Genomic DNA, 23,947 nt, shown 5'->3' with positions numbered 1-23,947 from the left:
GATACGGGTAACGTACGTCGGGTCAGTCGGCGCGTCGATACGACCTTCGCGACATTCCGCCTGCCCGAACGCGAGAGCGGATCGGACGGCTGCTCGCTCATGACCCCGGTGATTCGATCTCACCGAGCCGTGACGCCTTCCCCACGGCGTCGGTGCGAGAGCTCGCTCCGAGCTTGGTGAAGATGTTGGTGTTGTGGCGTTTGACCGTGCCGACTGAGATCGACAACGATCGACCGATCTGCTCGTTGGACATCCCTTGACCGATCAGCCTCATCACGTCCTTTTCGCGCAGAGACAGGATCGAGACGACGAGCTCTGGCCGGTGAGCGGCGTCGAAGACGTCGATCGCGGAATGGATCGCGTCGACCAACTCGCTGGCCGGAGCCGACTTGGATACGAACCCGGCCGCGCCGGCCGCCCGCAGGTGATTCGCGAGGACTCGGTCGCGGTGCATCGTGACGATGAGGATCCGCGTCTCCGGCGCCTCAGCTCGAACCCGGCTGATCGTCGACAGCACCGGAATGCCGGGCATTTCGACATCGAGCAGCAGCACGTCGGGTCGCGTAGCGATCGCCTGTTCGTACGCTTGATCGTGCGTGGCAGCCTCACCGACCACCTGTACCCCATCGGCGGCGGAGAGCATCGCCCGCAGCCCTTCCCGGAAGAGCTCGTGGTCATCCGCGATGACCACGGTCACGGATGCCGCGCCCGTCACGTCGCAGCTCTCGCCACGAACGGCAACGTCAATCGGATGCCCGCAGCACCTGGAGCGTTGAGGAACTCAACCGTCGCTCCGATCACCCCGGCTCGCTCCGCCATTCCACGCAGGCCGAGTGAGGTCGGCCCGCGAGTGGCATCGTCGTAGCCGAGTCCGTCGTCGGTGACCGTGACCTGCAACTCGACCGGTGACCACGCCAGACGCGCCTGCACCGCGGTTGCCTGCTGTCCGTGCGAGCGAGCGTTGCGGGTGGCCTCGGCGACGATCGTGAACAGCTCCTCACGGGCAAGGTCGCTCAGTGGCCTGACCGTGCCGACCTGCGTGACGTGGACGGGCAGCGTGCCACGCCCACCGGTCGCGTAGGCGTATTCCTCGAGGGCTTCAGCCAGTTCACCGTCCCCGACCTGTACTCGGAGGTCGACGGCGATGTCCTGAGTGTCCAAGAGCGCATCACGAAGGATCCCGATCGCCGTGGCGACCTCCTCATCCGGTCGACGCAGTTGGGCCGCCTCCAACCGCTGTACGCCTGCCGCAATGCCGTGGGCGATCCGATCGTGCAGCTCACGCGCGAGACGCAGCCGCGCTTCACGGTCCGATGACCGCAGCTGATCCCGAAGCACCTCCACGTAGGCGATGGCGCCGGGCGGGAACCGCCGCCAGATCGCATGATGCAACGCCCGGGCGACGTCCAGATCCCGGCGCTGACCCCCCGCTTCGGCGACCGCATCTGCAACGAGCGGCAACGCCACTCCGAACAGCACCTCTGCCGCCATCAGCGGCTCCGACGGATCGATGTCCAACGTGGCCGTCCGCTGCCCGTGCGCGCTCAACACCTCGAGGTCGCTGTACTCAACTGCGACCAGCGGCGACTCGCCGCCGCCGCCCGACAGCGAGAAGGTCTCCGCAAGGATCGACTGGACTTGAAACTCCAGCCCGCCATCGAGCACCTCGGCGGTCGCCAACACGCTTCCTCGCTGCAGCAGCCGCGTATGCAACTCAGTGATCACCGCGCCGGAGACCTTGGGCACATCAATCCGCATACCGTTCCCCACTTGCCGTTCTCCGGCATTCGGCCATGGCCATTCCGCGCATGGCGCTCATCTGGACGGTACCCCGAAGCCGTCCATGGGTCGATACGACCTCCGGCACATCACGTGCCCGAAAGTTCGAGCACCCGATGAGGGAACCTCTACGAGCCGACGTCGTCGAACTCACGCCGCAGGTACTTCGGAGCCTGCACGCGCCACGCTTCCGTCATGAGCTCGGCGAGATGGTCTTCGTCGATGTCGGCCATGCGGAATGCGACCTTCGGCTCGCCCCAGCGGGTTGTGGTGCGCAGGAACACGTCGGGCGCCATTTCGACGAGGGCGAGCGCGTCCAGGCGCTCGGCGACCTTCACCCCGACGACGAGCTCGGCGGCGACTATCTTGCGTATGTCGGCGGGGATGCTCGGCCACGGATGGCACTCCCACGCGTACAGCTTGCCGCGAACGAACCACGCGGCGCCGCCCGTCGTCGCGCGCTCCTCGCTACCGGGCAGCGCGACGGCGGTGCGCCGCAGGTCGTCGAGGGTGGCCACGATGTGAGCCTACGTAGCACTTCCGACAGGAAGGCACGAGGTGTCGGTTGATTGATCCCCGCGCGGGTCGTTGCGGTCGCACAGCTCGGCGAAGTCGTCCCAGCGCGTGTGGTGCAGTGTCATCAACCGATCGGTTGATTCGTCGATCATCCGCTCACCCCGCGGCCATGGCCGCATGGGCGATGGCACCCTGCCCGCACCTCGCGAGACTCGAGACATGTCAATCATCGAAGTCTCCGAACTCACCAAGAGTTACGCCGGTCGCACCGTGCTCGACCGAGTCTCGTTCTCCGTCGAAGAGGGTGAGATCTTCGGCATCCTCGGCCCCAACGGCACCGGCAAGACCACGACGGTCGAGATCATCGAGGGCCTGCGCCGCGCCGACAGCGGCTCCGTTCGCGTGCTCGGATTGGACCCGGTCAGCGACGGCCGCGCCCTGCGTGAACTGGTCGGCGTGCAACTCCAGCACACCGCGATGCCCGACAACCTGAAGGTGTGGGAGGCCCTCGACCTCTACGCGTCGTTCTACTCGAATCCGCGCGATTGGCGAGAACTCCTCACCGAGTGGGGCCTTGCCGAACAGCGCAACGTGCGCTTCGCCAAACTCTCGGGCGGGCAGAAGCAGCGCCTCATCATCGCCCTGGCCCTCGTGGGCAACCCGCGCGTGGCATTCCTCGACGAGCTGACCACCGGGCTCGACCCGCATGCCCGCCGCGCGACGTGGCAGCTGATCAAGCAGATCCGCGACACCGGCGTGACCGTGGTGCTGGTCAGTCACTTCATGGACGAGGTCGAGGAGCTCTGCGATCGAGTCGCCGTCTTCAGCAACGGCACCATCGCCGCGATCGACTCGCCGGCCGGTCTGATCGACGGCGTCGGCGCCGAGCACCAGATGCGTTTCACCGTCGCGGCCGCCGGCGACTTCGATCCCGACCTCCTGTTCGAGCTGCTCCGAGCGGTACCCGGGGTGTCTGCGGTGCGCCGGGACGGCGGACAGGTGACCGTCGCGGGCACGGGCGACTTCGCCACGGCCGTCACCGGCGTGCTCGCCAGGAATCAGGCGGTGGTCTCCGAGCTACGCATCGACAAGCGCACGCTCGACGACGCGTTCACCGCGCTGACCGGTCGCCCGCTCGGGCTGTGACCATGACCGGTACGCCCGCCGTACGATCCCGATTCGATTCACCAGGAGCCCCCCGAATGACTGCCACCGCCAAACTCACCGTCGTCGAGACGAAGCTGCTCGTGCGCGATCCGGGTTCGATGTTCAGCTTCCTCATCCCCGTGTTCATCCTCATCGTCTTCGGCAGCTCGACCGGGCCCGGCGACACCGTGCTGCTGCCCATGACACTGGCCATCTCCATCGGCCTCGTCGGCCTGTACCTCATGCCGACCGCACTCGCGAGCTATCGGGAGAAGGGCATCCTGCGCCGGCTCGCGACCACACCGGTGCGCCCGGGGAGCCTATTGGTCGTGCAGTTGCTGCTGCAGTTCATGCTGACGCTCGTCAGTTGCGGGGTGCTGCTCGCCGTCGCGGGAACCGTGCTGGGCGTGCAACTTCCGGCGAGCGTGCTCGGCTTCGGCGTCGTGTTCCTGCTGGGCACGGCATCCGTCTTCGCAATCGGGCTGCTCATCGCCGCTCTCGCACCGAGCGGCCGCGCGGCGAACGGCATCGGGGTGCTGCTCTACTTCCCGATGGCCTTCCTCGCGGGGTTGATGCAGCCCGTCGGGCAGATGCCCGCTATCGTGGTGAAGATCGGGGAGTTCACCCCGTTGGGTGCGTTCCGGCAGTCGCTCCAAGACGTCTGGAACGGGGGCGCTCCCGATCCGCTGCTGATGGGCGTCATGGCCGTGTACGCAGTCGTCGTCAGCCTCGCGGCGGCGAAGTTCTTCCGCTGGGAGTGATCATGACGGCAGCGACGCCCGAGCAGCTCGAGCGGCACGAACGGCAGCTCGAGCGGCTCATCGCCGCGGTGCCCTATGTGTTGCTCCTGATCTCGACGACCCTCTCGGTGCTCACCGGACCGCAGGACTGGGGCGACCGTTTCGCCGCACTCGGTCTCGCCGTCGCGGCAGCAACATGGATGTGGGTGATGAGCGTCCGCCGCACCCCCGGGCCGACGTACGTCATCGGACTCATCGTGCTGATCGCGCTGCTCAGCCTCCAGGACACGTGGTTCGCGAGCTTCTTCGCGTTCACCGGGTACCTGCACTCCTGGCACTACCTGCGCGGCAACTGGCGCTTCGTCGGGGTGACCGTCACCGCGGCGATCAGCATCACAGCCTATATGGGCGGATTCCCGGAACCGACACCACCGGCCATCCTGACCTACCTGTTCTTCATCGCCGCGATCGTGGCGCTCGTGGGGGTGTTCAGCTTCCTGGGCGATGTCACGAACGAACGCAGCGCCGAGCGGAAGCGCATGGTGGCCCAGCTCGAGGAGTCGATCCAGGAGAATGCCGGGTTGCACGCCCAGCTCTTGGCGCAGGCCCATGAAGCCGGCACTCTCGACGAGCGGCAGCGGATGGCACGGGAGATCCACGACACCCTCGCCCAGGGTCTCGCGGGCATCGTCACGCAGCTCCAGGCAGCCGTCCGGGCCAGCGAATCGGGCGCGCCCGGGGTGTGGCGCGGCCACGTCGACAACGCCACGCGGCTGGCCAGGGAGAGCCTCGACGAGGCGCGCCGATCGGTCGCAGCGATCGCACCGGGGTACCTGGAGTCGGCGGACCTGCCGGAGGCCATCTCGACCGTCGCCGCCGACTGGGCCGATCTCAACGGAGTGCGGGTCGAGGTCTCGACCACGGGCACCGCGCGCCCGCTCCATCCCGAGGTCGAGGTGACCCTGCTCCGGATCGCGCAGGAGGCGCTGTCGAACGTCGCCAAGCACGCCGGCGCGAACCGCGTCGGGCTCACCCTGTCGTACATGGACGACCTGATCACACTCGACGTACGCGATGACGGCGGCGGCTTCGAACCGGTGCGCGCCAGCGACGGCGGAGGCTACGGCCTGACATCGATGCACCAGCGTGCGAATCGCCTCGCGGGCACCGTCGAGATCGAGTCCGAGCCCGGTGCCGGCACCGCGATCTCGGCCAGCATCCCGGCCCTGCCGAGGGTTCCAGCCAGTTCAGAGGAGAACCCCGGTGATTGAGCGCCCCATTCGACTACTGATCGCCGACGACCACCCCATCGTCAGGGACGGCCTTCGTGGCACGTTCACCGGCGATCACAGATTCGAAGTCCTCGCCGAGGCGTCCGACGGCGCGCAGGCCGTCGAACTCGCTCGCACCCTCGAGCCCGATGTGATCCTGATGGACTTGCGCATGCCGCGCATGGACGGCGTCAGCGCCATCCGCCGAATCGGTGAGCTCGGCCTCGCAGCACGCGTGCTCGTGCTCACCACGTACGACACCGACAGCGATGTGCTGCCCGCGATCGAGGCGGGCGCCACCGGGTACCTGCTGAAGGATGCTCCGAGCGACGACCTCCTGCGCGCCGTCCAGTCGGCCGCACGCGGCGAGGCGGTTCTGTCGCCCTCGGTGGCTACTCGGTTGATGGGCCGCGTGCGGGCACCGGAGTCGCCGCTGAGCGAACGAGAACTCGAGGTGCTCCGACTGATCGCTGCCGGGATGACCAACCGAGAGGCCGCGAATCGCCTGTTCATCAGCGAAGCGACGGTGAAGACGCACGTGCTGCACGTCTACACCAAGCTCGGCGTCAACGATCGCGCCGCCGCGGTCGCGACCGGATTCCAGCGCGGCCTGCTCACCTGACGCGTCGGCTTGAGCGCCGCCTCGATGATCGGCAGGAGGGCCAGCACCTCAGCCTCGACCGGTCGCCAGATGAAGTGGATGCCCACCGCACCCGTGCCGGACGCCCCGCTCAGCCAGAGGGAGTCAGCCGCGACCGTGCGGATCTCGCACGCCTGCACGAGCGGCGCGATTCGCGTGGCGAGCGCGCGCACCGCCTCGAGAGTGCCCACCGCGTCAGCGCGCGGCACGAGGTACTCCGACTGCAACTCGTCGCCGTTCGAGGGCGTGAAGTCGCTCTGAGCGCTGAGCGCCGAGTGCCGACACGAAGCGCACTCTCGACGCCCGGAATCGTCAGCGCGACGCGTCAGAACGCGGTGAACGTCACCCTGCCGCACGCGTGCGCCGCTCGCCCCACGCGATGCGCTCGCGCTCGAGCGGGTAGGCGAGAGCGGCCCAGAGCAGCAGCGCCACCCCGGCACCGGCGAGCGCTCCCCCGATGGTGTCGGTCACCCAGTGCGCGCCGAGATAGGTACGGCTCAGCGCCATCAGCACGGTGTAGACCGCGCCGAGCACCCACACCCAGACTCGCGGCACGATGATGCCCATGACGACCGCGATCGTCGCGGCGTTCGCGACATGCCCTGAGGGGAATGAACCGAAGTCCGACGAGACGATCATGTCTTCGGGCCTGGCCCTGCCGAACAGGTGCTTCAGCAACTGCACGACGCCGGCGCTCGCCGCCGACGCGACGATGAAGAACAGCGCCGCCCACGGACGCCGCACGAGCAACAGCAGCAGCGCAGCGCCGATCGGCACGACGAAGACGCCGATGACGCCGCCGCCGAGGGCGTTCATGCCGTATGCGATCCAGTCGCCGACCGGGCCGCGGAGGCTCAGAACCTCCTCGGCCCACTCCTCATCGATGGTGAACTGCAGCGCGCCCGAGCGGGCCGTGAGCAGCAGCCCGAGGAGTGCGGCGATGAGCAGCGCGGCACCGCCCGCGATGAGCGGAACGCGACGAGCGACCCGCTTCGCCCTGGACTTCTCGACGGCCTCGTCAGTCATCCCCCCACGCTAGCGGCGGGGCCGCAGCATCCGCGTCATCCCGCCCTGCCGTGTCAGCCCGCCCTGCCAGGTAGGCACACGGCGAGGCGGCGCGCAGGGCACGGCGAGCGGATGTCTCGTGGCCGGCCACGAGGCATCCGAAGTCCGTCAATCGCCGAGCGGCGGCACCGTCTTCGGGCGCACGAGCCCCCAGAGCGCGGCGATCGCCACGACGGCAGCGAGCGTCATCACGAACGCCATCGGCACGGCGCTGCCGACGCCCAGGAGGCCGATGAGCGGCGAGATGACGCCCGCCAGGCCGAAGTTCAACGCTCCGAGCAGCGACGCCGCGGTGCCGGCCTCCGCTCCGTGGTGCGCGAGGGCGAGCACCTGCACGGCCGGGAAGGAGAACCCGCACGCGAGGATGTAGAACCACAGCGGGATCGCCGTGCCCCAGAACCCCGACCCCGAACTGTCGAGCACCATGATCGTGATCGCCATCGCGAGGTGCACGATCGTGGCGGCGGCGAGGATCCACTGCGGCTGCACCGGCCCCCGCATGAGGCGGGAGCTCGTCTGCACGCCGATGATCACGCCGACCGAGTTGACGGCGAAGAGCAGGCCGTACTCCTGCGCGTTGAACGCGTAGACCTCTTGGAACAGGAACGACGAGGTCGAGAGATAACCGAACAGCCCGGTGAAGGTCATGCCACCGATCAGCGCCGCACCCAGGTAGACGCGGTCGCGGAAGAGCACGGCGTACCGGTCACGCAGCGTCGAGTGGCCCGCGACGTGACGGCGCGATGGGGGCAGCGTCTCGACGATGAAGAACCCGACCGCGGCGACGACGGCGGCACCGTAGATCGCGAGCACCACGAAGATGCCGCGCCAGTCCATGACCTGCAGCAGCTGGGAGCCGATGACCGGCGCGATCACCGGCGCAAGTCCGTTCACGAGCGCGAGGCGCGAGAGCATGCGCACGAGCGGCTTGCCGCCGAAGAGGTCGCGCACCATGGCCATCGCCACGACACCGCCGGCTGCGGCGCCGAAGCCCTGCAGCAGGCGGAAGACCGAGAGCCAGACGATGTCGGGCGCGAAGACAACCGCGACGGATGCCGCGATGTGCAACGCCGTGGCGAGGATGAGCGGTAACCGGCGACCGACCTTGTCGCTCCACGGGCCGACGATGAGCTGGCCGAGGCCGAACCCGACCATGGTGCCGGTCAGCGTGAGCTGCACGGCCGCGGCGGAGACGCCGAGTTCGTCTTGCAGCACCGGGAAGGCCGGGAGGTAGAGGTCGATCGTGAACGGTCCGAGCGCGGTGAGCGCGCCGAGCACGAGCACGTAGACGAGTCGCTGGCGGCCGGTGAGGCGCTCGCCCGGGTGCGCAGGACGGTTGTAATCGTCGGGTCTGATGATGGGAATGGAGGAGGTTGAGGACATACGTGTTCCTGTGCGTGCTCGAGCGTGAACGGAAGACGGCGCGCGCCCTCGGGCGCCAGAGATGACGGACGACGGCGCCTCGGGCACCGTCATGCGTGGGATTCGGGGCGGCCGGCACCGCCTCGAATCGATTCGACTGAGTCCAGTGTACCCGTTCATGCGGCACCCGACGCAATGCCTCAACAGCTCCCCCTTGCAGCAATTCAGGAGCGGAGGTGTGTCGCGCCGGTCAGGCCCGGCGTGTCGCGGCGACGCGCCGCGTGCACTCCTGAATTGCTGCAAGGAGCGGGTCGGTGGGTGGTGGGTGGTGGGCTGAATGTGGAGGAGGCGGGGGCGGGGTCAGCCGTGGGCCAGCGGGTCCGCGAGCAGTGCGGAGAAGGCGGCCTCAGCCGCACCGATCATGAGACGATCCTCGCCGAGGGCGGCGACACGGATCGCGAGCTGCTCGGTCGCGGCTGGCATCGCCTGCTCGACGACCTCGGCCTCGAGCGCGCCCGGGTCGCTGCCGGCCACGGTGGCGAGAAAGCCGCCGAGCACCACGAGCGAGGGGTTCAGGGCATTCACCGCATTCACGAGCGCAGTCGCGAGGATGCGCCGCTGACGGGCGAGTTCACCCGCGACCTCTGCCTGATCGGACCCCGCAAGGGCCGCCGCGAGCGTCGGTTCGTCGGCACTCACGAGCCCGACCACCTCGAGCAGCCGTGCACGACTCACCTCGTCTTCGAGCACTCCGCCCGCAGCACGCCGGTCGGCCGAGTCGGCGATGCCCGGCCGGTTCTGCCCGAATTCGCCCGCGTAGCCGCCGGCGCCGCCCACCAGCCGTCCGTCGAGCACGATGCCGCCGCCGATGCCGCTCGCGCCGCCGTTCAGGTACACGAGATCGTCGACGTCGCGGCCGGCGCCGAAAAGGTGCTCGGCGATCGCGCCGAGACTCGCGTCATTGCCGGCGGTGACGGGCAAGCCCGTCGCCTGCTCGACGAGCGTGCGGATCGGGGCATCCGCCCAGCCCAGGTGCGGCGCAAGACGCACCATGCCATCGGAGGCCCGAACGAGGCCGGGCACGGCGAGCCCGACGGCGACGACGCGCGCGGAACGCAGTGCGCCCGCCCGCCAACGCTCGAGCGTCTCGGCCGCGATCGCCGCGACCTCATCGGGCCCGACGAGATGGTCGACCTCGAGCCGCTCGCGCACCTGCACCGCACCGTCGAGTCCGACGGCGGCGACGGTCACCGCGTCGACCTCGGGGTTCAGCGCGAGGGCGAGCACCCTCGGGTCGGCCGCGATGACCGGCGAGGGACGGCCCACCCTGTTGGTCGGGTCGGGAGCGCGCTCGACGGCGAGACCGAGGTCGACGAGCTCGGCGGCGAGCGTCGCGACTGTCGAGCGGTTCAGCCCGGTCAGCGCCGTCAGCCGGGCCCGTGAGAGCGGCCCTTCGAGGTGCACGAGTCCCAGGAGTTTCGAGAGGTTACGGCGGTGAACACCATCAAGAGTGCCGTCTCGTTCTGCCACGCGATAACTCTAAGGGGAGCCTCGGATTCGCTCCCGTTCGGCGCGCCGGATTTGTTGCGGTTGACGGCATATCCGATTGCCGCGTATATTCAAGGCGTCCAGATCACTTTCGACGCAGTCGTCGAAACTTTCGAGAGGTTCAATGATGAACAGACGCAGCACTACACGGCTCGTCACGCTCGCAGCAGCAGCGGGCCTCGCCGTCGCCTCGCTCACTGCCTGTTCCGCGGGCGGCGACGACGGCGGCGGCGGTGACGGTGACGTCACCCTCACGTGGTGGCACAACGCCACAGCCGGTCCGCTGCCCGCGGTCTGGAAGGAGGTCGCCGCTGAGTTCGAGGAGGCCCATCCCGGGGTCACCGTCGAGCAGACCGGCTACCAGAACGAAGAGCTCCAGCGCACTTTGATCCCGAACGCCCTCGCCGCCGGCGACCCGCCCGACCTCTTCCAGGTCTGGCCCGGTGGCGAGCTGCGCGATCAGGTCTCCAACGACTACCTCATGCCGCTCGACGAGGCCATCCCCGACACCGTCGAAAGCGTGGGGGCCACCGTCAACCCCTGGCAGGTCGACGGCAAGACCTACGGCATCCCGTTCACCTTCGGCATCGAGGGCTTCTGGTACAACACCGACCTCTTCGAGCAGGCCGGCATCGACGAGACGCCGACGACACTCGACGACCTCGTCGACGCGGCGGGCAAGCTGCGCGAGGCGGGCATCACCCCGATCGCGGTCGGCGCAGGTGACAAGTGGCCGGCCGCGCACTGGTGGTACCAGTTCGCGCTGCACTCGTGCTCCCCCGAGGTGCTGCAGGCATCAGAGACCGAGCTCGACTTCAGCGACGACTGCTGGGTCGAGGCGGGCGAGCAGCTCCAGGCGTTCCTCGGCATCGAGCCGTTCCAAGAGGGCTTCCTCGGCACCCCCGCCCAGACCGGCGCCGGCAGCTCGGCCGGCCTCATGGCGAACGGCCAGACTGCGATGGAACTCATGGGCCACTGGAACGCCGGCCAGATCGGCAGCCTGACGGCCGATGGGGAGGTGCCGGCCTTCCTCGGATGGTTCCCGTTCCCCGGCATCGACGGCGCGGCCGGCGACCCGACCGCCTCGCTCGGCGGCGGCGACGGCTTCGCCTGCGCGGCTGAGGCGCCGCCGGAGTGCGCCGAGCTCCTCGAATACATCATGAGCGAAGACGTGCAGGCGCGCTTCGCGGCAAGCGGCTCGGGCATCCCCACCGTGCCGAGCGCGGTCGCATCGCTCGAGGACCCGAACCTGAAGGCCGTGGCCGAAGGCCTCGCAGCATCGTCGTTCGTGCAGATCTGGTTCGACACCGCATTCGGCACGACTGTCGGCAACGCCATGAACGAGGGCATCGTGAACCTCTTCGGCGGCGCCGGTACCTCCGAAGACATCGTGAAGAAGATGCAGGACGCGGCGGCGACGCTCTGACCATGACCAGTGTCATCGAATCGGTCGGGTCCGCGGTTTCCGCGGGCCCGGCCCCCACCCGTCACTCCCGCCCCCGGGCAGGCAAGACGCGCAAGCGGGTCGAGATCGTGCTGTTCGTCGGCCCGGCCCTGATCCTCTTCCTCGGCTTCGTGATCCTGCCCGTGCTCCTCGCGGGCGTCTACAGCTTCTACAACCTGCCGCAGGCGTTCCAGTGGGACGACCTCGCCGACCCCGAACGCTTCGTCGGCTTCGACAACTACACGCGAGCGCTCGGCGACCCCGCATTCGTCCGCTCCGTCGGCAACAACTTCCTGATCCTCGGGCTGTCGCTGGTGATCCAGGGACCGCTCGCGATCGGCATCGCGCTGCTCCTCAACCGCAAGCTGCGCGGCCGTGGCCCGCTGCGGCTGCTCATCTTCGTGCCCTACGTGCTCGCCGAGGTCATCGCCGGCCTCGCCTGGAAGCTGCTGTTGCAGCCGCAGGGCGGAGTGAACACCATGCTCGAGGCCGTCGGCCTCGGCTCGCTCCAACAGAACTGGCTCGCTGATCCGAACATCGCCCTGTGGACGATGTTCGCGATCCTCACCTGGAAGTACGTCGGCTTCGCCATCCTGCTCATGCTCGCCGGCCTGCAGGGAGTGCCCGAAGAGCTCGCCGAGGCCGCGGCGATCGACGGCGCCAGCTGGTGGCAGATCCAGCGGCACATCACCATCCCCCTGCTCGGTCCGACCATTCGGATCTGGGCCTTCCTGTCGATCATCGGAGCATTGCAGCTCTTCGACATGGTCTGGGTCACCACTCGCGGCGGCCCCCTCAATGCGACCTCGACGATGGCCACCTACATGGTCGAGAAGGGCCAGTTCGGCGGCCAACCCGGGTTCGGCAGCGCAGTCGCCGTCATCCTGTTCCTCATCTCACTGGTCGTCGCACTCGTCTACCAGCGTTTCGCCCTCCGCCGCGATCTCGCCGGCTCCATCACGAGAGGAGCGAACTGATCATGTCGGTCGCTTCCACCGCCACCACCGCCGCGGGCGGTTCCCGCATCGCCACCCGACGCGATCCTGGCGGTCGTCAGCGCTTCGACTGGGGTCAGCCTTTCGTCTACCTCGTCGCGCTCGTCGTCGCGGCGGTCGCGATCGGGCCAGTGCTCTACGTGTTCATCGGCGGTTTCCGCACGACGGCCGACCTCAACGCGAATCCGGCGGGCTTTCCCGCCCCGTGGATCTTCGACAACTGGAGCCTCGTGCTCGGCTCGCCTCGCTTCTGGGGCAATGTGCTCTCCAGCATGATCCTCGCGTTCGGCACCACGGCAGGCGTCGTCATCGTCGGCGTGATGGCGGCGTTCGTCATCGCCCGGTACACCTTCCGGGGCCGTGAAGGGCTCTACCTTCTCTTCGCCGCGGGGCTGATGTTCCCGCTCACCGTCGCGGCGCTCCCACTGACGTTGCTGCTGCGCACCCTCGGCCTGCACGGCAGCTTCCTCGGGGTCATCATCCCCTCGATCGCGTTCGCGCTGCCCACGACGATCATCATCCTCGTGCCATTCCTCCGAGCCATCCCCGATGAGCTCGAAGAAGCCGCAGCCATCGACGGCACAACGCGCGTCGGCTTCTTCTGGCGCATCCTCCTGCCGCTGTCGATGCCCGGGCTCGTCACCGTCGGCGTGCTCGCGTTCGTCGGAAGCTGGAACGGCTATCTGCTGCCACTGCTCGTCATCAGCACGGGCACGCTGCCGCAAGAGCTCTGGCCGCTGCCGCTCGGCGTGACCCAGTTCGCGACGCAGTACTCGCAGGACACCGGCGCGGTGCTCGCCTACACGTCGCTCGCGATGATCCCGGCGCTCGTGTTCTTCCTGTTCGCCGAGAAGCGCATCGTCGGCGGCCTCACCGGGGCGGTGAAGGGATGACGACTGGCAATGACCGGGCGACGGATGCTCCGTCGGCCACCCCGACCCGCCCGCTCACTTCTTCTTCACTCTCGCCGAACGACGTGTCGTCGGCGCCCAACGGGAGCCAAACGGCATGACCACCGCACACACCACCCAGCCCGCGACGGATGCCTCGTGGCGCGAGCCTGCCCTGCCGATCGAGGAGCGCGTGGCGTACCTCGTCGGCGAGATGACCCTCGACGAGAAGCTCGCCCAGCTCTACGGGGTGTGGGTCGGCGCATCGGACGAAGGCGGCGACGTCGCGCCGCACCAGCACGACCTGACCGACGATGTCGACCTCGACGAGTTGCTGCCTGCGGGTCTCGGCCAGCTCACGCGTCCCTTCGGCACGGCGCCGGTCGACGCTGCGGTCGGCGCGATCTCGCTCATGCGCACGCAGGAGCGCATCGTCGCCGCGAACCGTTTCGGCATTCCGGCGCTCGCGCACGAGGAGTGCCTCGCGGGCTTCGCCGCGTGGGGTGCGACCGCGTACCCGGTGCCGCTGTCGTGGGGCGCCTCGTTCGACCCCGAGCTGGTGGAGCAGATGGCCCGCCGCATCGGAGATGACCTGCGTTCCGTCGGTGTGCATCAGGGGCTCGCGCCGGTGCTCGACGTCGTGCGCGACGCCCGGTGGGGGCGGGTCGAGGAGACGATCGGCGAGGACCCGTATCTCGTCGCCACTGTCGGATCCGCGTATGTGCGCGGCCTCGAGTCTTCGGGTGTCGTCGCGACCCTCAAGCACTTCGTCGGTTACTCGGCTTCACGTGCCGGCCGCAACCTCGCTCCGGTCTCGGTCGGGCCGCGTGAGCTCGCCGACGTGCTGCTGCCGCCGTTCGAGATGGCCGTGCGCGAGGGCGGCGCCCGCAGCGTGATGAACGCTTACACCGACCTCGACGGCGTGCCGTCGGCGGCCGACCGATCGCTGCTCACCGGCTTGCTGCGCGAGACGTGGGGCTTCGACGGCACCGTCGTCGCCGACTACTTCGCGGTGGCGTTCCTGAAGTTGCTGCACGGCACAGCCGGCACTTGGGGCGAGGCCGCCGGCGCGGCACTCGCGGCGGGCATCGACGTCGAGCTGCCGACGGTGAAGGCCTTCGGCGAGCCGTTGCGGCGCGCGGTCGAGCAGGGAGTGGTCGACGAGTCGATCGTCGACACGGCACTTCGGCGAGTGCTGCGTCAGAAGGCGGCGCTCGGGTTGCTCGACGAGGACTGGTCGCCGGTTCCCTCGGCGCTCGCCGGCCTCGACCTCTCAGCTCCGGAGTCGCTGCGCGGCTCGGTCGACCTCGACTCCCCCGGCAACCGCGCGCTCGCGACACGGCTGGCCGAGCAGGCCGTCGTTCTGCTCCGCAACGACGGCACCCTGCCGCTCGCGGCGGCCCCGACGATCGCGGTCATCGGCCCGAACGCCGACGACCCCTCTGCGATGCTCGGCTGCTACTCCTTCCCCGCGCACGTCGTGTCGCAGCATCCGGGTGTGGCCATCGGCATCGAGATTCCCACGGTGCTCGAGGCGTTGCGTGACGAGTTCCCCGGCAGCGACATCCTGCACGCGCGCGGCACGAGCGTCGACGGCGGCGAGACCGATGAGATCGCGGATGCCGCGGCGCTCGCGGCATCAGCCGATGTCGTGGTGCTCGCGCTCGGCGACCGGGCAGGCCTCTTCGGGCGCGGCACGAGTGGCGAGGGATGCGACGTGGAGTCGCTGACCCTGCCCGGCGCCCAGCAGCAGTTGCTCGATGCGGTGCTCGCGTCGGGCACGCCGACGGTCGTGACCCTGCTGACCGGGCGGCCGTATGCGCTCGGCAGCGCGGTCACCGACGCCGCGGCGATCGTGCAGGCGTTCTTCGCCGGCGAAGCGGGCGCCGCGGCGATCGCGGGCGTGCTGAGCGGCCGCGTCGAGCCGAGTGGCCGGCTGCCGGTGAGCGTGCCCGCCACGCCCGGCTCCCAGCCGACGACGTACCTCGCCGCGCCCCTCGCACGCGCCAGCGACGTCTCGAACGTCGACCCCACTGCGGCATTCGCCTTCGGGCACGGGCTCGGCTATTCGACGGTCGACTGGCTGTCGTTCGAGGGCGACCTCGCCGAGATCGGCACTGACGGTGAGGTCTCGGTACGCCTCGTATTGCGCAACGCCGGCGAGCGCCGCGGCGTCGAGATCGTGCAGCTGTACCTGCACGACCCGGTCGCCTCCGTCGTGCGCCCTGTGCAGCGGCTGGTCGGCTTCGCGCGCGTCGAGCTCGAGCCCGGCGAGGTTGCCGAAGTGCGCATGTCGGTGCACGCCGATCTCGCCTCATTCACGGGCCGAGACGGCCGACGGGCAGTCGAACCGGGCGAGATCGTGTTGAGCGCTGGTCGGTCGAGTTCCGACCTCGTGTTCGCGCACTCGGTGCAACTCGTGGGCGAGATTCGGGCGGTCGACCACGAGCGGCGGCTGCACCCGACGATCGTGGTCGAGCGCGGGGCATCCGTCGACTGATTGTGATTGGTTGTCTGCGGCCTGGGCGCTCCGGCTCAGGCCGCGGGCGGGGCGGTGCTCTCGCGCACGACGAGGCTCGTCGCGAGGTCCATGCGGGGAGTCTGCTGCTGTGGCGCTTCGCTCAGCCGGATGACGAGTCGCGCGGCCTCCTCGCCCATGCGCCGCAATGGCTGGTGCACGGTCGTGAGTCGCGGCGTCACCCATCGGGCCAACGGAATGTCGTCGTACCCGACGATAGAGAGGTCATGCGGCACCGCCAGCCCCCGAGCCCGTGCAGCGTCGAGCACGCCGAGGGCCTGCAGGTCGCTGCCCGCGAAGATCGCTGTGGGCGGCTCGCTGAGGTCGAGCAGCTCGCCGGCGCGTTCGAAGCCGCCGGTCACGTGGAAGTCGCCATAACGGACCCAGTCAGGCCGGATCGGCAGGCCGGCCGAGTTCATCGCCGAGCGGTAGCCGTCGAGCCTGGCGAGCGAACACATCATGTCGTCGGGGCCGGTGATCGCGGCGATGCGGCGGTGGCCGAGTTCGATGAGGTGACGGGTCGCCATGAGCCCGCCCGCCCAGTTCGCCGAGCCGACCGACGGCGCGTCGGGCGAGGGGTCGCCGGCGGGGTCGACGATGACGAACGGGATGGCGCGGGAACGCAGCCGTTCCCGGTATTCGGGTGCCAGGTCGGAGAAGACCAGCACGACGCCGACGGGGCGGCGGCGCATGACGCCCTCGATCCAGTCGGGGTCGGGTGCGTGCCTGCTGCCGCTGACGGTCAGCACGACGCTCAGCCCGCGCTCCTTCGCAACTGTTTCGACGCCGTTGATGAGCTCCATCGACCAGATGTCATCGAGCTCGTGGAAGACGAGTTCGATGAGTTCGGCGCGCGTCTCGGACCGTGCGCCGCCGCGTCGCACGTAGCCGCGGGTCGCGAGCAGCGTCTCGATGCGCTCGCGCGTGGCGGGCGAGACATCCGATCGGCCGTTGAGCACTTTCGAGATCGTCGCCAGCGAGACGCCGGCCTCATCGGCGATGTGTGAGAGCGTCACGCGATCGGATGCGGAGTCCACAGTCATGTTTCGATCGTATCGACGAAACTCCTACCTCGGTACGGTGCCGCGCGGGTGCCTGCGCCGCGACCTGATGGTTCGCGGTCAGCGAGCAAGCGGGTGATGTGGCGCTTCGAAACAAATCGTTGCCGCCGGCTTGCATCCGCCCATCGCGAGCGTTATGTTGATGATCACAACAAATCAACGACGATGCTGAGAAGGCGAATTCCATGTCCAACGCCCCCACCCGCGACGACAAGTTCTCCTTCGGCCTCTGGACCGTCGGCTACAACGGCACCGACCCGTTCGGCGGCCCCACGCGGCATCCGCTCGATGTCGTGCACGTCGTCGAGAAGCTCGACGAACTCGGCGCCTACGGCCTCACCTTCCACGACGACGATCTCTTCGCCTTCGGGTCGACGGATGCCGCGCGCCAGACCCAGATCGACCGGTTGAAGGGCGCCCTCGAGGCCACCGGCATCATCGTGCCGATGGTGACCACGAACCTGTTCAGCGCCCCCGTCTTCAAAGACGGCGGATTCACCTCGAACGACCGCGACGTGCGCCGCTTCGCGCTGCGCAAGGTGCTGCGCAACATCGACCTCGCCGCCGAGCTCGGTGCGAAGACCTTCGTGATGTGGGGCGGGCGCGAAGGCGCCGAGTACGACGCCGCGAAAGACATCCGCCAGGCGCTCGAGCGATACCGCGAGGCCGTGAACCTGCTCGGCGACTACGTCACCGACAAGGGCTACGACATCCGGTTCGCGATCGAGCCGAAGCCCAACGAGCCCCGCGGCGACATCCTGCTGCCGACGCTCGGCCACGCGCTCGCGTTCATCGAGACGCTCGAGCGCCCCGAGCTCGTTGGCATCAACCCCGAGGTCGGCCACGAGCAGATGGCGGGCCTCAACTTCGCGGCCGGCATCGCGCAGGCGCTGTACCAGGGCAAGCTCTTCCACATCGACCTCAACGGCCAGCGAGGCATCAAGTACGACCAAGACCTCATGTTCGGCCACGGCGACCTGTACAACGCGTTCGCCCTCGTCGACCTGCTCGAGAACGGCGGCCCCGATGGCGGCCCGACGTACGACGGCCCGCGCCACTTCGACTACAAGCCCTCGCGCACCGAAGACGAGACCGGCGTCTGGGACTCGGCGGCCGCGAACATGGCCAACTACCTCATCCTCAAGGAGCGGGCGGCGGCATTCCGCGCCGACCCCGAGGTGCAGCAGGCGCTCGAGGCGGCGAAGGTGAACGAGCTCGCACAGCCCACCCTGCGCGACGGCGAGAGCTACGACGACCTCATCGCCGACCGCTCGGCCTTCGAGGAGTTCGACGCCGACTCCTACCTCGGCGGCCACGGTTTCGGCTTCGTGCGCCTGCAGCAACTGGCCACCGAGCACCTCCTCGGCGCGCGCTGACCATGCGTGGCCGCAGCCTCGTTGCTCACCAGGTCTCGAGCTCCCGCTCCAGCTCCAGCTCCAGCTCCAGCTCCCGCCCACCCCGCGCTGCAGTAATTCAGGAGCGGAGGCGTGTCGCGCCAGTCAGGGCCGGCGTGTCGCTGCGACACGCCCGGTGCGCTCCTGAATTGCTGCAGGATGCGGCGGTTGAGCGGGCAAGGGCAGGGGCAGCGTCCCGGGCGGGCGCATGACGCTCGTCGCGGGGGTCGACTCGTCGACGCAGGCCTGCAAGGTCGTCATTCGCGATGCCGCGACCGGAGCCCTCGTGCGCTCCGGCCGCGCGCCCCACCCCGGCGGCACCGAGGTCGACCCCACCGCCTGGTGGGGAGCCATGCTCTCGGCCTTCGCCGACGCGGGCGGACTCGACGGCGTCGAGGCGATCTCGATCGCCGGGCAGCAGCACGGCATGGTCGTGCTCGACGCCGAGGGCCGGGTCATCCGCGACGCGCTGCTGTGGAACGACACCCGTTCAGCGCAGGCGGCGCGTGACCTGATCGATGAGGTCGGTGCCGCCGAGTACGCCCGCCGCACCGGCATCGTACCCGTCGCCTCGTTCACGGCGACGAAGCTGCGCTGGCTGCGCGATGCCGAACCGGATGCCGCGGCGCGCGTCGCTGCGGTCGCGCTCCCCCACGACTGGCTGACCTGGCGGCTGCGCGGTTACGGGCTTGCGGGCGAGTCGCCGCTCGGACCGGTGCTCGGGGAGCTCACGACCGACCGTTCCGACGCGAGCGGCACGGCGTACTGGGGCTCGAGTGGCTACGACCGCGAGCTGCTCATCCGCGCCCTCGGTCACGACGCCGTGCTCCCCCGCGTGCTCGAACCGCACGAGACGGCCGGTCGCACGCCCGACGGCATCGTGGTCGGGGCGGGTGCGGGCGACAATGCCGCCGCCGCACTCGGCCTCGCCGCGGCATCCGGAGATGTCATCGTCTCGATCGGCACGAGCGGCACGGTCTTCGCCGTGACGGATGCCGCCATCGCCGACGCCTCGGGCACGGTCGCGGGCTTCGCCGATGCGACCGGGCGGCGCCTGCCCCTCATCGCGACACTCAACGCCGCCCGCGTGCTCGACGCGACGGCCGGCTTGCTCGGCGTCGACCACGTCGAGCTCGGCCGCCTCGCGCTCACGGCGGAGCCCGGGGCATCCGGAGCCGTGCTCGTGCCGTACTTCGAGGGGGAGCGAACGCCCAACCGCCCCGACGCCACCGCCTCGTTCTCGGGCCTCACGCTCGCCAACACGAACCGACCGTCGATCGCCCGAGCCGCCATCGAGGGGCTGCTGTGCGGCCTGGCCGACGGACTCGATGCCGTGCGCGGGCAGGGCGTCGAGGCCGCCCGCGTGCTGCTCATCGGCGGTGCGGCGCAGAATCCGGCCGTGCGACGCATCGCCGCGCAGGTCTTCGACGTGCCCGTCGTGGTGCCTGCCCCCGGCGAGTACGTCGCCGACGGTGCCGCCCGGCAGGCGAGCTGGGCCCTCACCGGCGAGCGCCCCGCGTGGCCGCTCGACCTCGACGAGGAACTCGCGCCCGACACCCGGGCCGTGATCCGCGAGCAGTACGCCGCCCGCGCCCACCCCTGACCTGACCCGACCTGACCCGACCTGAGTTGCCCAACATCGTACAAAGTCGGGATGCCGCGGGGCGGGTCGTCGTGAGCGGGTCCCGGGGCGACTACCGGGTGACCTAGGCCGGCGGCGAGCAAACCGTCATGCTCGACGGCCGCTGAGCTGAGCGGCGATGAGCCCGTTCAGCAATGCGGCACCCGTCTGCGCATCGGGCACCGTGACGACGATGGATGCACCATGCGCACGCTCGACCTGAATGGCAGGGCCCGATCGCGCGATGTACCCGCGACGCCCCGAGCCATCGCTCCGGAAGCCCCACCCGCCGAACTCGGCCGAGCTCACCTCCACCGCCGCGGCCGAGACGACGTCATCGAGCGGCACGAACAACACCCGAAAGCGCAGCGGCGTTGCGACCCGCAGACCACGGGCGTCCACTGTGACCCGAGCCGTGAGCGTCGTCATCAGGAATCCGAGCACGAGGAGGATGCCCACCGTCCATGCCCACATATTCGGTGTGATGATGAGCGGAACGAGGGCCGCGAGCATCGCCGCCGCCGCGAGCAGGAACACCAAGGGCGGCGATGCGACGGTGGCCGTCCAGACCGCCACATCGCCGGGCGAGAGTGCGATCGCCGGAGCAGGTGTCGGTGCACGCCGCGGTCTGCGCGGCGCCCCGGGCAGCACGACCCATGCGAGCACACCGACGACGAGCGACAGCCCGAGCGCAATGAGCCAGAGCAGTAGGAATCCACCGGGTATCGCGACGATGTCGCGGCCATCGAGTTGCGGCGCGGTCGAGGCGATGAGCAGCACCGAGAGGAAGGTGACCGCCACCGCCCCCATCACCGCCGACACGCGCACGCCGTCGGACAGGCCGGATGTCGGGGCATCCGTCGATCGCCGCACTCGCTCGATCGAGCGCATCGAGCTCAACGCCGACCACGAGGTCACTGCGGTGATGATGCCGCCCGCCGACGCGTAGATGACGAGCAGCACCCAAGGCGGCGCGAATCCGTCAGGCATGCCGTCGGCGCCCCAGTGGATCACGACTTCGGCGGGAAGCCGGGGCAGCCAGGCGATGAGCACGATAAGGCCCGCGGCGAGGATCGCCACCGGTATCCAGATCACGACGACGAAGAGGGCGACGTGGTCGCTTCGGTGGCTCGCGGCGGGTCGGTCGTTCATCGGTCGAGTTCCTCTCTCATGAGTGCCATCACCGTGTCGCGGGCGATGCCGTTGGAGCGGATCGTCGCTCCGAGCGCGGCGATCAGGCGGGTGACATCATCGAGGTCCGGCGATCCGACGACGATGGCCCCGCGGCCCCGACGAAGCTCGACGAGCCCCTCGTCGCGCAGCGCCTGATAGGCGTGCAATACGGTGTGCAGGTTGATGTCGAGCGAGTTGCCGAGCTCCCGTGCCGCCGGCAGCCGAGCACCGGTGACAAGCCGCCCCGACAGGATCTCCGAGCGCAACGACCTGACGAGTTGCTCGAAGATGGGTACCGGCGATGACGGCTCGATACGGATGATCATGCGACCAGTATTCTAGTTATGACTAGAACAAGTCAATCCAATTCACTCGCGATCCGCCGTGCCGGGCGCTTAGCATGGGAGTGAGACGTCGCCCCGGTGACGGCGCCCGACGTACGACGAGGGAGCGATGATGTCCGAATCGAACCGACCCGCTGAACCGCAGTTGCCCGCCGAGCCGAACCCGCCCGCAGATGCGGCCGAGCCCACCGACGAGGCCGTGCCCACCGACGACCTCGAGGGCAGCTACACCGAGGTCGACGGCGAAGCACCGCACAAGCGAACGGTAGCCGGCGAGTACACACGAACCGACGGCGTTGCCGACGACGAGTCTTCCGTCGGTGACTACACCTCGACCGAGGAGCACCCCGACATGCACGATCCGGCCGAGCGCCACGGCAAGTTCGTGCGCGCCGAACCCGCCAAGCCTCATCCGGGGCTGCACCACACCTGACCCGGAGCGCGTCGCTCAGCGAACGGCATCGCCCGCCGCGCGGCCGGCGAGTGCTGCGCCGGCGGCTTCAAGCCACCTGACCGGGTCGGCCATCGCGGCGGGCGCGCCACCTGCGAGTTCCGCCAGGGCAACGGATGCCGCGTACCATCGCGGCTCGGACGTGATCCCCCCGGCGACGAGCGCCACCGGCGCGCCGGCCGCCGCGGCCAGACGGGCCACCTCGCTCGGCGCCTTGCCCGCCCCGGACTGACCGTCGAATCGTCCCTCGCCGGTGATCACGAGCGCGGCGCCGGCCAGATCGCGACCGAGCCCGATGGCGTCGGCGACGCGCGCAGCGCCGCCGCCCATCTCGGCACCCCAGGCGAGGAGGCCGAAACCGGCTCCGCCCGCAGCGCCCGCGCCCGCGGTATCGGGCGAGACACCGGGCACGAGCCGGGCGAGCCGGGCGAGGTTGCCGTCGAGCACCTCGACCGTCGCGGCATCCGCACCCTTCTGCGGTCCGAACACCGCTGCGGCGCCCATCTCGCCGAGGAGCGGGTTGGTGACATCTCCGAGGAGCATCGCACCGCCGTCTGGCAGCGGCCGCAGACCCGAGAGGTCGACGCGCGCGATCGTGCCGAGACCGCGATTGCCGAGCCGCACCGGGCGCCGGTCTGCGTCGAGGAAGTGGGCACCGAGCACGGAGAGCGCGCCGACTCCCCCGTCGGTGGAGGCGCTGCCGCCGAGCGCGAGCAGCAGGCGAGTGGCCCCGTGGTCGAGCGCTGCGGTGATCGCCTCGCCGAAGCCCGCGGTGTGCGCGTCGAGCGGCGCGAGCGGATCGAGCAGCGTGATGCCCGAGGTCGCGGCGAGCTCGACGACTCCGGTGCCGTCTGGCAGCAGCAGCCAGTGCGTTTCGACGGGCGCAGAGACCGGACCGCGCACCGAGATCGGCATTCGCCGCGCACCCGGCGCGGCGATCTCGAACGCGTCGAGAGTGCCTTCGCCGCCATCGGCCATGGGTCGCAGCACGATTTCGTCGCCGGCCCGAACCGCATGCCAGCCGCGTGCGAGGGCGGCCGCGGCATCCGCGGCGCTGACCGTGCCCTTGAAGGAGTCGGGTGCGATGACGACGCGGCTCACGGCACGTTCGCCGTCGGGCCCGGCACTCGGGCGAGCCAGGCGAGCGAGCGCGCGAGCAACTCGCGGTGGCCGACCGAGTCGTAGGAGCGCACGTCGTGCCCGAGCGCGTCGTAGACGAGCCTCGAGCGGCCGATCTCGCGCGCCCAGACGAGCGCGTGCCGCGTGCCCTCGTGCTCGTGCTCGGCGATCGGCTCGATCACGTCGAGGAGCCGGAAGTCGGTGTACCGCTCGTCGAACACCTCGAAATCGGCGAGCCCGTCGACGATCGCATGGTTGCCGACGACGTGCACCAGGGCGTCGCCGATCGGCGGATGCCACGAGTGGTCTCGCACCCAGCGCGCGCCGAGCGCATGCTCGTACGCGGGGTAGTCGCGCAGGCTCGCGGCGGCCGAATGCACGGCGAGGAGGCCGATGCCTCGGTCGAGAGCCGCGTCAAGGGCGGCGTTCGCCGCAGCAAGCACGGAGGTGTCAGGTGCGTCACGCGCGTCTCGTGGGTCAGGTGCATCCGGTGCGGCCGGAGCGGCCAGCGTGCCCGGTGCGTCCGGCAGGCTTGGCGTGTCGGATGTCGCCGCGGGACTCGGCCCCTCGGGGTCGCCGGCGTTCACGACGATGAGGTCGACGTCGACCCCCAGGCTCGCCAATGCGGCATCGATGTCGTCGGTGGTGGTCACCGTGTAGCCGGCCGATTCGACGAGCTCGGCAAGCCGCGGACTCGTCTCGGCGTAGGCGTGCCACGGGTCGGCATAGCGGCCGGTCCCGGTCAGAATGACGGCATGCATGGCGCCTCCTCGCGTTTCGGGCATCGTATCGCGGGGCATCCGGTCACGCTTGCTGCAGCAGCAGAGCCCAGCCGAACGGCGCGAGCGTCACCTGTTCGATCCGCTCCCC

Annotated in this window: 23 protein-coding genes; 11 read left to right on the top strand and 12 right to left on the bottom strand. The window is 69.6% G+C overall.

The features are described 5' to 3' along the window. Positions 1 to 97: 97 nt before the first annotated feature. The 3 genes from AC1C2U_RS12980 to AC1C2U_RS12970 all read right to left on the bottom strand — a co-directional run bounded on the left by AC1C2U_RS12980 (position 98) and on the right by AC1C2U_RS12970 (position 2,297). Complete coding sequence (locus AC1C2U_RS12980; RefSeq protein ID WP_495362184.1) at positions 98 to 715, bottom strand: response regulator transcription factor; 618 nt, start codon at positions 713 to 715, stop codon at positions 98 to 100. Then, positions 712 to 1,680 (bottom strand): sensor histidine kinase, encoded by a 969-nt coding sequence (locus AC1C2U_RS12975; RefSeq protein ID WP_495362183.1) that lies wholly within the window; start codon positions 1,678 to 1,680, stop codon positions 712 to 714. Before AC1C2U_RS12975 ends, AC1C2U_RS12980 begins: the two co-directional genes overlap by 4 nt. Positions 1,681 to 1,907: 227 nt before the next feature. Then, positions 1,908 to 2,297, bottom strand: coding sequence for an MmcQ/YjbR family DNA-binding protein (locus AC1C2U_RS12970; protein ID WP_495362182.1), 390 nt, complete (start codon positions 2,295 to 2,297; stop codon positions 1,908 to 1,910). 217 nt (positions 2,298 to 2,514) lie between these two features. Between AC1C2U_RS12970 and AC1C2U_RS12965 the strand changes: the two genes are divergently transcribed. Genes AC1C2U_RS12965 through AC1C2U_RS12950 form a run of 4 tightly spaced genes read left to right on the top strand, consistent with a single transcriptional unit; the run spans position 2,515 to position 6,074 of the window. Beyond that, positions 2,515 to 3,441, top strand: a complete 927-nt coding sequence (locus tag AC1C2U_RS12965; protein WP_495362181.1) for an ABC transporter ATP-binding protein — start codon at positions 2,515 to 2,517, stop codon at positions 3,439 to 3,441. Between the two features lie 56 nt (positions 3,442 to 3,497). Continuing rightward, a complete protein-coding gene (locus AC1C2U_RS12960; RefSeq protein ID WP_495362180.1) occupies positions 3,498 to 4,202 on the top strand; it encodes an ABC transporter permease in 705 nt (234 codons plus the stop codon). 2 nt (positions 4,203 to 4,204) lie between these two features. Next, the gene (locus AC1C2U_RS12955; protein WP_495362179.1) at positions 4,205 to 5,452 is read left to right on the top strand and encodes a sensor histidine kinase; all 1,248 of its coding nucleotides are present in this window, start codon (positions 4,205 to 4,207) and stop codon (positions 5,450 to 5,452) included. After that, a complete protein-coding gene (locus AC1C2U_RS12950; RefSeq protein WP_495362178.1) occupies positions 5,445 to 6,074 on the top strand; it encodes a response regulator in 630 nt (209 codons plus the stop codon). The genes AC1C2U_RS12955 and AC1C2U_RS12950 overlap by 8 nt, the downstream gene beginning before the upstream one ends. On the opposite strand, the gene AC1C2U_RS12945 is transcribed toward AC1C2U_RS12950, so the two are convergent. From AC1C2U_RS12945 to AC1C2U_RS12930, 4 genes are all read right to left on the bottom strand, one after another. After that, on the bottom strand, positions 6,002 to 6,301 hold the full coding sequence (locus tag AC1C2U_RS12945; protein WP_495362177.1) for a hypothetical protein: 300 nt from the start codon (positions 6,299 to 6,301) through the stop codon (positions 6,002 to 6,004). The genes AC1C2U_RS12950 and AC1C2U_RS12945 overlap by 73 nt on opposite strands. Positions 6,302 to 6,434: 133 nt before the next feature. Beyond that, complete coding sequence (locus AC1C2U_RS12940) at positions 6,435 to 7,118, bottom strand: phosphatase PAP2 family protein (protein ID WP_495362176.1); 684 nt, start codon at positions 7,116 to 7,118, stop codon at positions 6,435 to 6,437. Positions 7,119 to 7,265: 147 nt separating this feature from the next. Then, positions 7,266 to 8,540 carry a multidrug effflux MFS transporter gene (locus AC1C2U_RS12935; protein ID WP_495362175.1) on the bottom strand — a complete coding sequence of 425 codons (1,275 nt, stop codon included), beginning with the start codon at positions 8,538 to 8,540 and terminating at the stop codon, positions 7,266 to 7,268. Between the two features lie 339 nt (positions 8,541 to 8,879). Beyond that, positions 8,880 to 10,049: an ROK family transcriptional regulator gene (locus AC1C2U_RS12930; protein WP_495362174.1), complete on the bottom strand. Its 1,170-nt coding sequence runs from the start codon at positions 10,047 to 10,049 to the stop codon at positions 8,880 to 8,882. A gap of 145 nt (positions 10,050 to 10,194) precedes the next feature. On the opposite strand from AC1C2U_RS12930, the gene AC1C2U_RS12925 reads away from it, so the two are divergent. From AC1C2U_RS12925 to AC1C2U_RS12910, 4 genes are all read left to right on the top strand, one after another. Then, entirely contained in the window at positions 10,195 to 11,493 is a 1,299-nt protein-coding gene (locus AC1C2U_RS12925) for an ABC transporter substrate-binding protein (protein ID WP_495362173.1), read from the top strand. Between the two features lie 2 nt (positions 11,494 to 11,495). After that, positions 11,496 to 12,488, top strand: coding sequence for a carbohydrate ABC transporter permease (locus tag AC1C2U_RS12920; RefSeq protein WP_495362172.1), 993 nt, complete (start codon positions 11,496 to 11,498; stop codon positions 12,486 to 12,488). Between the two features lie 2 nt (positions 12,489 to 12,490). Then, positions 12,491 to 13,399, top strand: a complete 909-nt coding sequence (locus AC1C2U_RS12915; protein WP_495362171.1) for a carbohydrate ABC transporter permease — start codon at positions 12,491 to 12,493, stop codon at positions 13,397 to 13,399. Between the two features lie 115 nt (positions 13,400 to 13,514). Further along, positions 13,515 to 15,896 (top strand): beta-xylosidase/alpha-l-arabinosidase, encoded by a 2,382-nt coding sequence (locus AC1C2U_RS12910; protein ID WP_495362170.1) that lies wholly within the window; start codon positions 13,515 to 13,517, stop codon positions 15,894 to 15,896. Between the two features lie 35 nt (positions 15,897 to 15,931). Here the strand turns inward: AC1C2U_RS12910 and AC1C2U_RS12905 are convergent, their stop codons facing one another. Then, complete coding sequence (locus AC1C2U_RS12905) at positions 15,932 to 16,957, bottom strand: LacI family DNA-binding transcriptional regulator (RefSeq protein WP_495362169.1); 1,026 nt, start codon at positions 16,955 to 16,957, stop codon at positions 15,932 to 15,934. A 203-nt stretch (positions 16,958 to 17,160) separates the two neighbouring features. On the opposite strand from AC1C2U_RS12905, the gene xylA reads away from it, so the two are divergent. Together xylA and xylB are read left to right on the top strand one after the other, a co-directional pair. Then, positions 17,161 to 18,351 carry a xylose isomerase gene (gene xylA, locus AC1C2U_RS12900; RefSeq protein ID WP_495362168.1) on the top strand — a complete coding sequence of 397 codons (1,191 nt, stop codon included), beginning with the start codon at positions 17,161 to 17,163 and terminating at the stop codon, positions 18,349 to 18,351. Positions 18,352 to 18,577: 226 nt separating this feature from the next. After that, a complete protein-coding gene (gene xylB, locus AC1C2U_RS12895; protein WP_495362167.1) occupies positions 18,578 to 19,972 on the top strand; it encodes a xylulokinase in 1,395 nt (464 codons plus the stop codon). A 126-nt stretch (positions 19,973 to 20,098) separates the two neighbouring features. On the opposite strand, the gene AC1C2U_RS12890 is transcribed toward xylB, so the two are convergent. Both AC1C2U_RS12890 and AC1C2U_RS12885 read right to left on the bottom strand, forming a co-directional pair. Further along, the gene (locus AC1C2U_RS12890) at positions 20,099 to 21,142 is read right to left on the bottom strand and encodes a DUF1648 domain-containing protein (protein WP_495362166.1); all 1,044 of its coding nucleotides are present in this window, start codon (positions 21,140 to 21,142) and stop codon (positions 20,099 to 20,101) included. Further along, complete coding sequence (locus AC1C2U_RS12885) at positions 21,139 to 21,489, bottom strand: GntR family transcriptional regulator (RefSeq protein WP_495362165.1); 351 nt, start codon at positions 21,487 to 21,489, stop codon at positions 21,139 to 21,141. Before AC1C2U_RS12885 ends, AC1C2U_RS12890 begins: the two co-directional genes overlap by 4 nt. Before the next feature lie 130 nt (positions 21,490 to 21,619). Here AC1C2U_RS12885 and AC1C2U_RS12880 point away from each other — a divergent pair, with 130 nt between their 5' ends. Next, on the top strand, positions 21,620 to 21,940 hold the full coding sequence (locus AC1C2U_RS12880; RefSeq protein WP_495362164.1) for a hypothetical protein: 321 nt from the start codon (positions 21,620 to 21,622) through the stop codon (positions 21,938 to 21,940). A 15-nt stretch (positions 21,941 to 21,955) separates the two neighbouring features. Here AC1C2U_RS12880 and AC1C2U_RS12875 read toward each other — a convergent pair whose 3' ends face one another. Both AC1C2U_RS12875 and AC1C2U_RS12870 read right to left on the bottom strand, forming a co-directional pair. Continuing rightward, on the bottom strand, positions 21,956 to 23,059 hold the full coding sequence (locus AC1C2U_RS12875; RefSeq protein WP_495362163.1) for a glycerate kinase: 1,104 nt from the start codon (positions 23,057 to 23,059) through the stop codon (positions 21,956 to 21,958). Further along, positions 23,056 to 23,838, bottom strand: coding sequence for a ThuA domain-containing protein (locus AC1C2U_RS12870; protein ID WP_495362162.1), 783 nt, complete (start codon positions 23,836 to 23,838; stop codon positions 23,056 to 23,058). Before AC1C2U_RS12870 ends, AC1C2U_RS12875 begins: the two co-directional genes overlap by 4 nt. Between the last annotated feature and the right edge of the window lie 109 nt (positions 23,839 to 23,947).

Source organism: Agromyces sp. Y575 (genome assembly GCF_059445445.1).
The sequence above is the reverse complement of the archived record's forward strand: the minus strand, read 5'-3'. Positions and strand labels throughout refer to the sequence as shown.

What these genes read in the sequence shown, in the direction of transcription:
- AC1C2U_RS12965 (WP_495362181.1), top strand. Translation starts at nt 2,515, where the DNA reads ATGTCAATCATCGAAGTCTCCGAACTCACCAAGAGTTACGCCGGTCGC.
- AC1C2U_RS12960 (WP_495362180.1), top strand. Translation starts at nt 3,498, where the DNA reads ATGACTGCCACCGCCAAACTCACCGTCGTCGAGACGAAGCTGCTCGTG.
- AC1C2U_RS12955 (WP_495362179.1), top strand. Translation starts at nt 4,205, where the DNA reads ATGACGGCAGCGACGCCCGAGCAGCTCGAGCGGCACGAACGGCAGCTC.
- AC1C2U_RS12940 (WP_495362176.1), bottom strand. Translation starts at nt 7,118, where the DNA reads ATGACTGACGAGGCCGTCGAGAAGTCCAGGGCGAAGCGGGTCGCTCGT.
- AC1C2U_RS12935 (WP_495362175.1), bottom strand. Translation starts at nt 8,540, where the DNA reads ATGTCCTCAACCTCCTCCATTCCCATCATCAGACCCGACGATTACAAC.
- AC1C2U_RS12925 (WP_495362173.1), top strand. Translation starts at nt 10,195, where the DNA reads ATGAACAGACGCAGCACTACACGGCTCGTCACGCTCGCAGCAGCAGCG.
- AC1C2U_RS12920 (WP_495362172.1), top strand. Translation starts at nt 11,496, where the DNA reads ATGACCAGTGTCATCGAATCGGTCGGGTCCGCGGTTTCCGCGGGCCCG.
- AC1C2U_RS12915 (WP_495362171.1), top strand. Translation starts at nt 12,491, where the DNA reads ATGTCGGTCGCTTCCACCGCCACCACCGCCGCGGGCGGTTCCCGCATC.
- AC1C2U_RS12910 (WP_495362170.1), top strand. Translation starts at nt 13,515, where the DNA reads ATGACCACCGCACACACCACCCAGCCCGCGACGGATGCCTCGTGGCGC.
- AC1C2U_RS12905 (WP_495362169.1), bottom strand. Translation starts at nt 16,957, where the DNA reads ATGACTGTGGACTCCGCATCCGATCGCGTGACGCTCTCACACATCGCC.
- xylA (WP_495362168.1), top strand. Translation starts at nt 17,161, where the DNA reads ATGTCCAACGCCCCCACCCGCGACGACAAGTTCTCCTTCGGCCTCTGG.
- xylB (WP_495362167.1), top strand. Translation starts at nt 18,578, where the DNA reads ATGACGCTCGTCGCGGGGGTCGACTCGTCGACGCAGGCCTGCAAGGTC.
- AC1C2U_RS12890 (WP_495362166.1), bottom strand. Translation starts at nt 21,142, where the DNA reads ATGAACGACCGACCCGCCGCGAGCCACCGAAGCGACCACGTCGCCCTC.
- AC1C2U_RS12885 (WP_495362165.1), bottom strand. Translation starts at nt 21,489, where the DNA reads ATGATCATCCGTATCGAGCCGTCATCGCCGGTACCCATCTTCGAGCAA.
- AC1C2U_RS12880 (WP_495362164.1), top strand. Translation starts at nt 21,620, where the DNA reads ATGTCCGAATCGAACCGACCCGCTGAACCGCAGTTGCCCGCCGAGCCG.
- AC1C2U_RS12870 (WP_495362162.1), bottom strand. Translation starts at nt 23,838, where the DNA reads ATGCATGCCGTCATTCTGACCGGGACCGGCCGCTATGCCGACCCGTGG.